Origin of the sequence: Streptomyces hawaiiensis (assembly GCF_004803895.1) — a bacterium.
Lineage (GTDB): Bacteria > Actinomycetota > Actinomycetes > Streptomycetales > Streptomycetaceae > Streptomyces > Streptomyces hawaiiensis.
In genome coordinates this window covers 7,192,379-7,204,254 of sequence record NZ_CP021978.1, presented here as the reverse complement: position 1 = coordinate 7,204,254, position 11,876 = coordinate 7,192,379, and the positions used below count along the sequence as shown (strand labels likewise).

Genomic DNA, 11,876 nt, shown 5'->3' with positions numbered 1-11,876 from the left:
CGGCGCTGCTCGCATCCGTCAGCAACGACACGCCACAAGTTGATTCTTTACGGCTTCCCCGTGCAACTCCTTCCGCTATGCCGCCCGCCAGGACTGGGACAAGATCGCTCGTGTCCTCAAGCCCGTCTACACCGCGCCGACCGACGAGGCCGCGCTCGAGCGGTCGCCGAGTTCGCCGATTCCTGGGGCAAGAAGTACCCGGCGATCGTCCGGCTCTGGGAGAACGCGTGGGAGGAAGTTCATCCTGTTCCTCCGCTTCGACACCGAGATCCGCCGCATCGTCTGCACCGCGAACGCGATCGAGTCCGTGAACGCCAGGGCCCGTGGGCACTTCCCGAACGAGACCGCCGCCTTGAAGTGCGTCTACATGGCCATCATGAGCCTGGACCCCACCGGCAAGGGCCAGGCCCGCTGGACCATGCGCTGGAAGACCGCTCTGAACGCCTTCGGCATCACCTTCGACGGCCGGCTCTCCACAGCCCGCTAGTAACCCCAACCACGCTGGTTACACCGCTCGTTTGACAGACCCGGCGATCCTGGAAGCGGTAGAAGGCCGCGGCGGTTCGGGGGGAGAAACTCGAAGTCGAATTGGAGCGGGCGCAACAGGCGATCGCGGACGCGGAGCAAGTACTGACGCTCCGGGCGTTCGGCTTGGATCATGCTTGTGTACGATCAAGGACTCTGAGTGATGTCGCAGTGGACGGGAGGCTGATAGACATGGTGGAGCAGCGAGTCACCATTGTAACCGGTGGGGGCACTGGCATCGGGGCAGCATGTGCGCGGCTGTTACGGGAGGCGGGGCACCAGGTGGTCGTCTCCGGACGGCGGCCCGAGCCGTTGCAGCGCCTCGCGGAAGAGACCGAGGCACTGGCCTGCCCGGGAGACGTCCGTGATCCCGATGCCGCTGTCAGCCTTGTCAACGCGGCCCTGACGTCATTCGGCCGACTCGATGGTCTCGTCCTCAACGCTGGCATCGGCCGCAGTGGTGCCGTCGGGGACCTGTCTCTAGAAGACTGGGACGACGTGATGCGCACGAATGTCACCGGTCCGCTTCTGCTCCTGCGTGCGGCAATCCCGCACCTGCTCCGGACTCGTGGATCGGTCGTCGCCGTCGCCTCGGTGTCCGCCCTGCGCAATGGCGCGAGCAATGCCGCGTACGCCACCTCCAAGGCAGCCCTGCTACAGCTTTGCCGCTCCCTGGCCGTCGACTACGGACGGCAGGGGCTGCGTGCCAACATCGTGTGTCCAAGCTGGGTACGCAGCGAGATGGCCGACCGGCGGATGGCGCGCTTCGCCGCAGATTTCGGGCTGGGCGACGGGGGAACAGAGGCCGCCTACAAAGAAGCAACCCAGCCCTTGCCTCTGGGGCGCCCGGGTGAGCCGCGCGAAGTCGCGGAGGCGGTCAGCTGGTTGCTGTCTTCGGCCGCTTCCTATATCAATGGCGCAGTCCTGAACGTCGATGGCGGGGCGACGGCACTTGATCCCGGGACTTTGGCTTTCGACTTCCGCATCGAGCCCCGGAGCGCTGGAGCACGTTAACGGTGGTGTTGTTATGGATCGGAACACCGTTGGCCAATGCGGTCGAGGCTGATGTCTCGTGCCCCTGTTCGTGGAACCTGCCACCGGTTGGTTCGTTGAGTTCAATATGGACTCTCCTGTGAACAGATAGCAGAACCCGCGAGAGTTGGCACGGTTACTGGATGTTCTCGACCGATGTGGCGCTTCGTGCACGGATCGTGGTGTGGTCCGGTGAGGGGCGGCCGCGCAAGGACGGGACTGCTGGAGGATTGGGTGACAGCGGGGTTTAGACGTCATCTCAATTGGTGGCTGATGACGTAGGTAGCCGCTGGCAGGCGTGCTGTGGGGACGGTTGAATGTCGTAGTGAGCGACTACTGGACGCCCGCGCATCAAGCGGTCGAGCAGGAGGATGCTGAGGCCCTGGCCCGGTTGCTGGCCGCTGGTTCCGATCCCGACGAGGTCTTCAGCAACATGACGCTGCTGACGCACGCAATCGACGCCGAGGGTGATGGCTCCCTGCAGAGCGGGCAGCCGTTGACGGTGCATACCACGGCCGTGTTGCTGGCCTTCGGGGCTGATCCGGAGCTCGCAGACCCAGACGGCCGCACACCCATGGACACGGCCAATCACTACGGCCACGACCTGGCCGTGAAACTGCTGCAGGCCCACATCAGCAGACGAGCCGCCGATAACGGATGAGGGTGCAGGCGATGCTAGTGAAGGCGAGGAAGTGCTCGGCCTTGCGCTCATAGCGGCGATGGAGGCGGCGGCAGCCGGCGAGCCAAGACATGGTTCGCTCGATGGTCCAGCGGTGGCGGCCAAGCCGCTGCGAGGTCTCGATCCCCTTGCGGGCGATGCGGTGCCTGATGCCACGACCTCGTAACCATCGGCGCAGGTGAGAGTAGTCGTAGCCCTTGTCTGCGTGAAGCTTGTCCGGCCTGCGTCGCCGCCGCCCGCGGCGGGAACGGACCGGAGGTCTGCCCTTCACTAACGGCATCAGTGCCTGGCTGTCGTGCAGGTTCGCCCCCCGAGATTCCGACGGACAGAGGCAGACCCGTCCGCTCAGTGATCAAATGGATCTTCGATGCGTACTTGCCCCGGTCGACAGGATTCGGGCCCGTCAGGTCCCCCCTTTCAGGGCCCGCATGTTCACCGAGTCGATCGCGCAGCGAGACCAGTCCAACTCGCCGCGCGAGCCGAGCTCGTCGAGGACCAGGCGATGGAGCTTGGCCCATACCCGAGCCTTCGACCACTCGGCAAAACGGCGGTGAGCCGTCGCCCCCGACGGGCCGAACGACGCAGCGGGCGACTGCTGCCACGTGCAGCCCGAGGTAGCCACGAACACGATCGCGGCCAGCATTTCCCGGTCTCCATGCCGGCGGCGTCCATCGCCCTGAGGCCGCGAAGCGCCTCCGGCACCACCCGCTGGAACAACTCCCACAATTCGTCCGGCACCAGCCGCTCAACGATCCCCGCCACGAACCACAGCCTATCGAGGCAGCCAAATGAGATGACTTCTTAGTGAGCGTTTGATTCGCTTGTCAGGTAGTTCGTGATGATTTCTAGGGGCCAGGCATGAGCACCGGCCCAAGCGATCCGCCGGAAAGATGGCGTCTGCGGCAATCCGTAGACCAGTCATGCGCCGGTTTCCATACAAGAGCTCCTGTCTCATTTAGAAATCCACCGGTTCACGCGAGATTGAAAACGCACGCCCTCACGCAACCGACACTCCCGCACACGCCCTGCTCAGGCCGGCCTCCACCCCTTACCCAGGCATCATGCAGCCCTCACGGGGCCCTACCCCAGCGACCTATCCGACGCCCGCTGGGAACTCATCCGCCCCACCCTCGAAGCCTGGCGCCAGGCCCGCAACGGCATCCGCAAGCCCACCCACGACCTGCGCGCCCTGATGAACGCCATCCTCTACGTCGACCGCACCGGCATCCCCTGGCGCTACCTGCCCCACGACTTCCCGCCCCACCAGACCGTCTACGGCTACTTCGCCCACTGGGAAGCCGACGGCATCTTCGACCAGCTCACCGGCCTGTTACGCGGCAAAGTCCGCCAGGCCGAAGGCCGCACCAGCGAGCCCAGCGCCTGCCTGATCGACAGCCAGAGCATCAAAACCTCCGCCACCGTCCACCTGACCAGCCAAGGCATCGACCCGGCCAAGAAAATCATCGGCCGCAAACGGCACATCGTCACCGACACCCTCGGCCTCCTGCTAGCCGTAGCCGTCACCGCAGCCAGCGTCCACGACTCCGCCGCCAGCACCCAACTTCTGACCCAAGTCCGCCAGCGCCACCCCACCATCACCAAAGCCTGGGCCGACAACGGCTACAAGACCAAAGCCATAGAACAAGCCGCCCACCTCGGCATCGACCTCGAAATCGTCCAACACGACCCCACCACCCGCGGCTTCCACGTCCAGCCCCGCCGCTGGGTCATCGAACGCACCCTCGGCTGGCTCATGCACCACCGCCGCCTGGCCCGCGACTACGAAACCCACCCACACCGATCAGCCGCCATGATCCAACTGGCTGCCATCAACCTCATGACCCGCCGCCTCACCCACGAAGCCACCACCAACTGGCGCGACAGCTAAGCCAAATGAAACAGACAAGCGAGAATCAAACGCTCACTTATGCAGCCAGGGCTGCGGCTGGGTTCATGATGGTCTCGTACTCGACGGGGGCAATCGGGCCAGGCATCTTTGACGCCGGCGTCAGTGGTAGGTGCGCTCGATCCAGGTAACGATCGCGATCCGCAGCTTTTGGCGGGTGGCCCAGGTACGGCGGTCCAGGACGATGTTCTGCAGCAGCGCGAAGAAGCTCTCCATCGCCGCGTTGTCGCCGGCCGCTCCGACCCGGCCCATGGAGCCGACCATGTCCTGCCGTGCGAGAACGGACACGAACTTCCGTGAGCGGAACTGAGGCCCGCGGTCGGAATAAACAGTGCCTCCAACGACCTGGCCGCGACGGACCACCGCGGATTCAAGGGCTCTCACCGCGAGGCTGGACTTCATCCGGGCGTCGATGGAATAGCCAACGATGCGGCTGGAGTACACGTCCCCCCAGAAATGGCTTGCTCTCGCCGGTTGTGTGCTCGGTAATGTCCGTCAGCCACAACCGGTTCGGCCCGGCTGCGGTGAAGTCCCGCCGCACCAGATCATCATGAATAGGCGGCCCGGCCTTGACGTTCTTACCACGCCTTCTGCGCTTGCCGAAGGCACTCCACCAGCGGTTGTCCCTGCAGATCCGCCAGGCGGTCCGCTCAGCCATCGACTCACCGGGCGGCCCGGGCCTCGTCGAGAAGGAAGCGGTGACCGAACTCGAGATCGTCGCGATGCGCGTTGAACAGGGCGTTCGCCCGATATGCCTCGGCGAGCTCGAAATCGGTGACTGGTGAGGCCAGCCACCGGTAGTAGGGTTGGCGGGCCAGCCCGAGCACCCGACACGTCACCGCCACCGGCACCCGGTGAGGGGCAGCGGCGGCGGCCAGCTCGCGGACGAGCGGATACATCACTTTTCACGGCGGGTTCGCCTGCGACAGATACGCCGGAGCCCTCCGCAGAACCTCGTTCTTCTGCTCCAGCAGCCGGATGCGCTTGCGGGCCTCGCGCAGCTCGGCCGACTCACCGACGCCGTCGCGGGCCTGGCGCCCTCATCGGTGTCAGCGCGGCGCAGCCACTTCGACAGCGTGATCGGGTGGACGCCGAAGTCGGCGGCGATCTGTTCCAGCGTGACGCCGGGCCCACGGTTGCGTGCGACCCGCGCGACGTCCTCGCGGAACTCCGTTGGATGAGGCTTGGGCAACATCCTTCCGGGCCGCCTCTCAGCAAGCCAGGTCAAGTGTCACCTATCCGTACAGCAGTCCCGTTCGACACCGAGCAGCGACGGCCTTGAGCTGGTTCTTCGCCTGTGTGCGGGCATTGACGGCTGACTCCCTCGCCAGTCGCATCACGCGCATGTCGGCCGCTGGGTCCTCGCAGGTCTTGGGCGTGACGTCAGCGTGCCCGGACAGCACGGCGCGGGCGGCGGCCTCCGCATCGACGGCGTCGGTCTTGCCGTGCTTGTGGCGCATGGCGCGGTCGGGCTGATTCACCTCGACGACCTGGACGTTCTCCCGGCTCAGGAAGCGTGCCAAGGCTGCTCCGTAGGAACCGGTGCATTCCACACCCGCTCGACGCAGGGCGCCGAAAATGCGTACCCGCGCCAGGAGTTGGCAGTCCGATCCGTTCGGCCGACACTGTGGACTTCGCCTGCGCTGCCCGGCACCATCCACGACATCAAGGGGGTCCGCGCACGACGGCATCGTCGACGCCCTGACCAGCTCGGCCATCCGCTGCTGGGCCGACAAGGGCTACCAGGGTGCGCGGGGCACAATCCGTGTTCCCCACCGCGGCCGGTGGAACGAGTTGTTCGCCGGTCAGCGGGCTGTCAACGTCTCCCGCGCCTGGATCCGCGCCGTCGGTGAGCAGGCCATAGCCACCTTGAAGCAGTGGCGCCTGCCGCGAAAGCTCCGTTGCAGCACGACCCGCATCACCGACGTCGTGAAGGCGGTCCTGGCCCTCCACTTGGCCACGTCAGCCTGAGGTAGGAAAGGGCTCAGTCAGTAGGCGTCAGACGCGAAACTACTTCGCTGCCCCGATATTGCCAGGAACGGTAGCGGCTACATATTCAACCCTGTCGGCGAGGCCGTACTCGACTGCTTCGTCAGCGGAGAACCACCTGTCGCGGTCTGAATCCCGCTTAATCTCCTCGACAGTCCGTCCGGTGTGCTGAGCCGTGATGTCAATCATGCGCTTTTTGACACGAATGAGTCGCTCGGCATGAATCTTGATGTCACTGGCAGAGCCGCCGAGACCGGCAGAGGGCTGGTGCATGAGGATTTCCGCATGAGGCAGAACGATGCGCTTGCCTGGGGTGCCCGCAGTCAGGAGGAATTGGCCCATCGAGGCTGCGGTCCCCATCGCTACTGTGACTACATCGTTCTCGATGTAGTTCATGGTGTCGTAGATAGCCATTCCCGCGGTGACGGACCCACCCGGTGAGTTGATATAAAGGCTGATGTCGCGAGGGGAATCTCCTGCCAACAGAAGCAGTTGCGAGCAAATCGCATTGCTTCCGGCGTCATCGACCTCTTGACCCAGCATAATAATACGCTCGTCCATGAGGCGATGCATTACCTGGTCGTTCAGGTTCCACCGTGATGCGCCGAGGGTGCGACCCGTCAGTTCCTTAATGTCCTTCACTGTAACTCCTTACCGTTCTGATACTCGTGGCCAGTCACAGGTGGTCTGCCTTTTGATTTCCTGGAGGTCGGTATGCGTGATTTCGCCCTCTGGAGAATCTGCTTGGTGTGGTAGAGAGGTATTCTTTACGCGAGGAGGTTATTGACATCTCGATTGATGGGCCACGTGGTCGGCAAATTTCAAAGAGCGCAAACACTAGATGCCGCAGCACTGGGTCCATCAGTGGTCGGTTCAAGGGAAATGAGCGCCGCCAAGGTTGCTGATTCGAGCCATAAAAATCTCGGCAACGGCGCGAAAAAATGATCGCCGCAGCAAGGCGAGCGGCTACGACGGGAAAGCTGATAAAGAAGGTATATCCTTGCCGCGCGTCTTCCAGCGTGATTCCCTCAACCATGAGGCCCGCAAGGGACCGAAGGGAAATGACATCAGCGGATACGCTGGTAGCTCCCAGGCGCTCCGAACCTGGCAAGCCGCAGATGTAAGCCGACGTAGTTGATAATGATTTCACCTGTGACTCGGTGTTGGTCCTGCTGGCGTATAAGCCCGCGACCACGCGTGGTGAGGTCGTACCATCTGGTACGCCAGTCAACCTGGGAAACCTTGAGAAGCTCACAACCTGCCAGCGCCGCAGAGAAGATGCTGGATGGGTCACGCACTTACCTCCTGTACGGCGTACGTTGCATCCTACAGTGATGCCTCATGGCATGCAAGCGTCTCCATTGTCAACTGCCGTTCATATTCACCTCTGTTCATCGGGTCAAAGGAGACATCGCTGAGCGCTCCCCTCGTTGCGGAGCAAGGGGGGCGCCCACATGGAGCAGTGGGCCTCAAGTCCGCTGGCCTTCAGGGTAAAGCGGGCAAGGATCGGTCGACGTGTTCTTCGCTCCGCGCGAACGAGGCAGGCTCACCAAGCTCACGGCCACGACGTACCGGCCATCAGCGCCGAAGCCGCGAGATGGTGGGTAACCGCCTCTCGATGGGTCACGGCACCGTTTGCGCGGAGCAAGTCCGACTGCTGCGGCCCCGTACGGCCAGCGTCAACAACCTCCTGGCCCGCAACATCAAGTGGGTCAACATGCTCATCGTTACCCGATGGGGATCGTTACCCGAGGGGCACCGCCGTTGCATGCTTCCGGCCGCACCAGCGTGCCCTGGTCGGCTGCTGCGCCTCCGCAGGCAAGACCTCGTCCAACTCGCTTTCGCTTCGGCATCTCCGTCGGCACGACCTACGCCTAAGCTTGGCGTTTAGCGTGGGCGGGCTTGGTGTTCCTAGATTGACTCGGCGCGTTTGACTGTCTTGACGACGTCTTGGTGCTTGGCCCGGTGTTTGTTCTTCGACCCCGTAGGGGTGAGTCGGCGAGGCTCGGCCGGTCGTTCCCAGGGGCGGCGGAGGTCCTCGGCGAGGGGTCGGGCGAGGCGGAGCTGGGTGTGGGCGGCGATGATGAGCCAGGTCCACAGGTCGACGGTGTCCGCGTGGCGGACCTTCGGGGCGGTCCAGCCGAGGGTCTCTTTCATGAGCCGGAAGGTGTGCTCGAGGTCGAATCTGCGCAGGAGGGACTGCCACCAGTGGTACACCGTCCGTCGGCGTGGCGGCTGCGGCCGATCACCACAGCCAGACCGGTTTCGGGTCGCGGTCGCTCGGCAGGTGCTCGACCCTCAGGCGGATCAACGTGCCGTGCAGGATGGGGCAGTTCCTCTTTCGTGTGGTTCAGCCAGGCGCCGCGGTGGGTGGGCCGCGGGTGTATCCGGTCCCAGCTCATCGCCTCGGCCTTGCCGTAGCGGGTGGTGTCCGTGACCGTGGTGACCTCGGGTTCGTGCCCAGCTGTCGGGCTTGGCGAAGATCAGGACGCCGCCGTGCCGGCGCGGCCGTCCGCCTTGGGCCCGGAGCGGGCGGGGCCGGGGACACGGAGCATGACGCGGTCCGAGCGCAGGCGTCCGACCAGGACGACCGGCAGGTCCGCCAGGGCATGGGAAAGGTAGGCGATGTCGTAGCTCGAGTCCATGACGATCCAGATCTCCGGATCAGCCGCGCTCCACTGCTGGGACTGGATCAACCGCTCGACGACGTCGCGTAGTTGGGCGGCGTTAACAATGGTCGCGTCGTTGGCCGGCCCGAGGCGCACCGCACCCAGCAACGCGACCCAGGAGGTCCGGTCGGTCTCCGAGCGGCGACGAAGGAGTATACGGCCAGCCCGACACGAACTGGTCCCGGCTGCGGGCTCCGCGTCCGTAGACGTGGCAGAACAGCCGGTCCTCGCTGGTCGGGGCGTCGGGGCGGAGCCGGTTGCTCACATCCACAGCCAGCACGATCCGCCCGTCGGCCGCCCTGGGCAGCAGCAGGCCCGCCAGCGCGCGCCGCAACCGCGCCGGCTCCAGCCGGCCCCGGTCCAACGCCGCGTTCATCGCCCCGTGCCCGCGCCGGTACTCGACCGCCAGCGACAACTCGACCAGCGTCTTCACCGGCCCGTCTGCACACAGCACGGCGTCCGTGAGCTCGAAGAGTGCATCCGCGCGGGCGTAAAGGCACTCGTAGAACTCGACCCGAAAGCGGGACAAGACATCGAACGCCTCGCCCGCGGGCGCGTGGACCGGGAGACTCATAGAAGCGGCCGTTCTCTCGTGCTTCGTGACTGGGACTGGCTCTGGCCCATAGTCGGTGCTGACACCGGGTAGTCATTCGCGATCGTGATCTCGCGATGGTTGTCAACTCCCTTATCGGCACAGTGTCTTTTTTCGGGTTGCCGGTGCTCGTTGTCGAGGACGTGGAGGGCTGTGGTGACGCGGTGGTGGTCACGGCCCGCACGCGGGATGTGGCGGTGCCGTGTCCGGTGTGCCGGACGCTGACGGCGAAGGTGTCACGGACTGCTGGAACGCCATCAGAGCCGCACGGTGCGGCTTGCCTGACAGATATCCCAGGTGGCGGAGGAGTTATGCGGTCGGGCGGCCGCACGCCTCGCCGGCCTGCTGGCCGTGCCCGTCTCCCGCAGCACCGCGCTACGCCATCTGCGACGCCTGCCGCTGCCACAGCAGGCGGTCCCGCGGGTGATCGGCGTGGATGATTTCGCCCTGCGCCGCCGCCACCGTTACGCCACGATCATCACAGATGCCGAAACCGGCCGCCGCGTCGCGGTCCTGCCCGACCGCGAGAGGGCCACTCTGGAGTCCTGGCTGCGCGAACACTCTGTTGCCGAGATCGTGTACCGCGACGGCTCGGCCATCTACGCCGAGGCCATCCGCCGGGCCCTGTCCGACGCGGTGCAGGTCAGCGACCGATGGCACCTCTGGCGCAACCTCTGCGACAAAGTCCAGCTCGAGGTCTGCGCGCACATCGGATGCTGGGCCACCATCAATCCGACCCGCCCCGGCGGAGTACGCGAGCAGACCACCCGCGAAAGCTGGAACAAGATCCACGACCTCGTCGGCCAGGGTGTCGGCCTGCTCGACTGCTCCCGCCGCCTCGGAGTAGCCCTGACACCGTCAAACGCTACGCCCGCATGCCCAAGCCCAGGCTCTGCGCATCGCCCCCGCCTACCGGCCCACGCTCGTTGACCCCTACCGCGACCATCTGCGCACCCGCCGGGTGGCTGAACCGGGAGTTCCTGTCAACCAACTGCTGGGAGAGATAAGGAAGCTGGGCTACACCCGCAGCGCGAACCTCCTGGTCCGCGACCTCAACCAGGGCCGCGCCGAAGGCGACCGCTCCGTCACTACCCCACGCCACGCCAGCCGCCTCCTGCTCACCGACCCCGAAAACCTGCGCCCGAAGGAAACGACCCTGCTGGAGAAGATCGTCGCGGCCTGCCCGGAGATGACCACATTGCCGATCCCGTACGCGGCTTCGCCACCCTGCCAAAACCGGCCGAGGGCAACGACGGGAAACTCACCGAGTGGATCACGGCCGCCCACACCGTCGAACTACCCCACCTGCGCAGCTTCACCAACGGCCTCGAAGACTACCGGTCCGCCGTGGACGCCGGCCTCACCTTGCCCTACCACAACGGCCGCACCGAAGGTGGCAACACCTGCATTAGGAGGATCATGCGACAGAAGCACGGACGCGCCCGATTCGGCCTCCTCCGCCACCGCATGCTCCTGCCCTGACAGACACCCCGGCGTCACCACCGACTACGAGCCAGATCCGAACGTCTGACAGACCCCTTTCGACGACGGCGCGTAGGCGCTGGTCGTCGCCATGGCGGTTTCGCCAGATGATGTATCGGCTGATCATGCTGCCCTGTTCCTTGTGGGTGGCGTGGTCGGTGCCGTCGAGGGTGAAGTAGCGCAGGGTGGTGAACTGCGCTTCTATCCGGTGGAGCCAGGAGCTGTTGGTCGGGGTGTAGGCGATCTCGACGCTGTTCGCGGCGGCCCAGGTGCCGACCCGCTGGCAGCTCTTCGTGGTCAGGTGCGGGGAGAAGTTGTTGCAGACGATCGCGATGCGGGTCTCAAGCGGGTGGAGGCTACGCAGGTAGCGGCAGCCCACTGTTGGCCCGGGTGGGGCATCAGAAGCGGCCCGAACTCGTCCCTGCAGAAGACGCCTTCGGGTTCGTCGTCCTCGGGTATGACCTTGCTGTCGGCGATTGCGTCGTGATGTTCGATCCGGTCCTTCTTGGCCGCGTAGTCCGGATCGCGTTAGGTCTCCCAGGTCTTCAGCCGTTGAAAGGAGACGCCTTCTTTCGCGGAGCAGGATGCGCAAGCCCTCGTGGCTGACGTCGTCGACCGTCATCCGAATCCCTTAAATACCAATATTGACCACATCACTCACAGGGCGAGGAACGCCCCTGCGCGCGGAGCACGCAGGGGCATTGATCAGACACGAATCTGGAAAGACCAGATGCTTCCGGCTACTGAGTTGCCGTCGTGGCCTGCGTGACCGCTTGGGCAAGGCTCCGGGGACGCATGTCCGTCCATTGCGCCTCAATGTATTCCAGGCAGACCTGACGGCCAGCCTTCTGGTGCGCTACATGCCATCCCTCAGGGACGCCGATGTACGCGGGCCAGAGTGAGTATTGTCCTTCGTCGTTGACAAGCGCCAGGTATTCGCTGTCGTTGTCCTCAAAGGGATTGGACACGATAGTCACCTTTCGTTTTTCTTGTCTGCTCTTG

6 protein-coding genes and 7 pseudogenes are annotated in these 11,876 nt (G+C 64.8%); 6 read left to right on the top strand and 7 right to left on the bottom strand.

Annotated features, from left to right (window positions below; all coding sequences use genetic code 11):
- Nucleotides 1-76 precede the first annotated feature (76 nt).
- The 3 genes and pseudogenes from CEB94_RS33015 to CEB94_RS33005 all read left to right on the top strand — a co-directional run.
- A pseudogene (locus CEB94_RS33015) lies at nt 77-487 on the top strand (transposase); the annotation flags it as partial.
- A gap of 230 nt (nt 488-717) precedes the next feature.
- Entirely contained in the window at nt 718-1,539 is an 822-nt protein-coding gene (locus CEB94_RS33010; protein WP_175435636.1) for an SDR family NAD(P)-dependent oxidoreductase, read from the top strand.
- Between the two features lie 343 nt (nt 1,540-1,882).
- Entirely contained in the window at nt 1,883-2,218 is a 336-nt protein-coding gene (locus CEB94_RS33005; protein ID WP_175435635.1) for an ankyrin repeat domain-containing protein, read from the top strand.
- On the opposite strand, the pseudogene CEB94_RS33000 reads toward CEB94_RS33005, so the two are convergent.
- Nucleotides 2,190-2,989, bottom strand: a pseudogene (locus CEB94_RS33000) (IS5 family transposase). The gene CEB94_RS33005 and the pseudogene CEB94_RS33000 overlap by 29 nt on opposite strands.
- 364 nt (nt 2,990-3,353) lie before the next feature.
- Here CEB94_RS33000 and CEB94_RS32995 point away from each other — a divergent pair.
- Nucleotides 3,354-4,124: an IS5 family transposase gene (locus CEB94_RS32995; protein ID WP_175437259.1), complete on the top strand. Its 771-nt coding sequence runs from the start codon at nt 3,354-3,356 to the stop codon at nt 4,122-4,124.
- A gap of 37 nt (nt 4,125-4,161) precedes the next feature.
- Here CEB94_RS32995 and CEB94_RS32990 read toward each other — a convergent pair.
- Both CEB94_RS32990 and CEB94_RS32985 read right to left on the bottom strand, forming a co-directional pair.
- Nucleotides 4,162-5,334, bottom strand: a pseudogene (locus CEB94_RS32990) (IS3 family transposase).
- Nucleotides 5,335-5,377: 43 nt separating this feature from the next.
- Complete coding sequence (locus CEB94_RS32985; RefSeq protein WP_484422083.1) at nt 5,378-5,803, bottom strand: IS110 family transposase; 426 nt, start codon at nt 5,801-5,803, stop codon at nt 5,378-5,380.
- On the opposite strand from CEB94_RS32985, the pseudogene CEB94_RS32980 reads away from it, so the two are divergent.
- Nucleotides 5,768-6,113: pseudogene (locus tag CEB94_RS32980) on the top strand (transposase family protein); the annotation flags it as partial. The gene CEB94_RS32985 and the pseudogene CEB94_RS32980 sit on opposite strands and share 36 nt — an antisense overlap.
- 39 nt (nt 6,114-6,152) lie before the next feature.
- Here the strand turns inward: CEB94_RS32980 and CEB94_RS32975 are convergent.
- Together CEB94_RS32975 and CEB94_RS32970 are read right to left on the bottom strand one after the other, a co-directional pair.
- Nucleotides 6,153-6,764 carry an ATP-dependent Clp protease proteolytic subunit gene (locus tag CEB94_RS32975; RefSeq protein ID WP_281292588.1) on the bottom strand — a complete coding sequence of 204 codons (612 nt, stop codon included), beginning with the start codon at nt 6,762-6,764 and terminating at the stop codon, nt 6,153-6,155.
- 1,278 nt (nt 6,765-8,042) lie between these two features.
- Nucleotides 8,043-9,374 (bottom strand): annotated as a pseudogene (locus CEB94_RS32970) (NF041680 family putative transposase).
- A gap of 95 nt (nt 9,375-9,469) precedes the next feature.
- Here CEB94_RS32970 and CEB94_RS32965 point away from each other — a divergent pair.
- Nucleotides 9,470-10,874, top strand: a pseudogene (locus CEB94_RS32965) (ISL3 family transposase).
- A 55-nt stretch (nt 10,875-10,929) separates the two neighbouring features.
- On the opposite strand, the pseudogene CEB94_RS41970 reads toward CEB94_RS32965, so the two are convergent.
- Together CEB94_RS41970 and CEB94_RS32955 are read right to left on the bottom strand one after the other, a co-directional pair.
- Nucleotides 10,930-11,490 (bottom strand): annotated as a pseudogene (locus CEB94_RS41970) (transposase); the annotation flags it as partial.
- A gap of 124 nt (nt 11,491-11,614) precedes the next feature.
- Nucleotides 11,615-11,842, bottom strand: coding sequence for an MbtH family protein (locus tag CEB94_RS32955; protein ID WP_281292538.1), 228 nt, complete (start codon nt 11,840-11,842; stop codon nt 11,615-11,617).
- Nucleotides 11,843-11,876 lie beyond the last annotated feature (34 nt).

Excerpts from the sequence above, each read along its gene's own strand:
- CEB94_RS33010 (WP_175435636.1), top strand. The coding sequence starts at position 718 with ATGGTGGAGCAGCGAGTCACCATTGTAACCGGTGGGGGCACTGGCATC.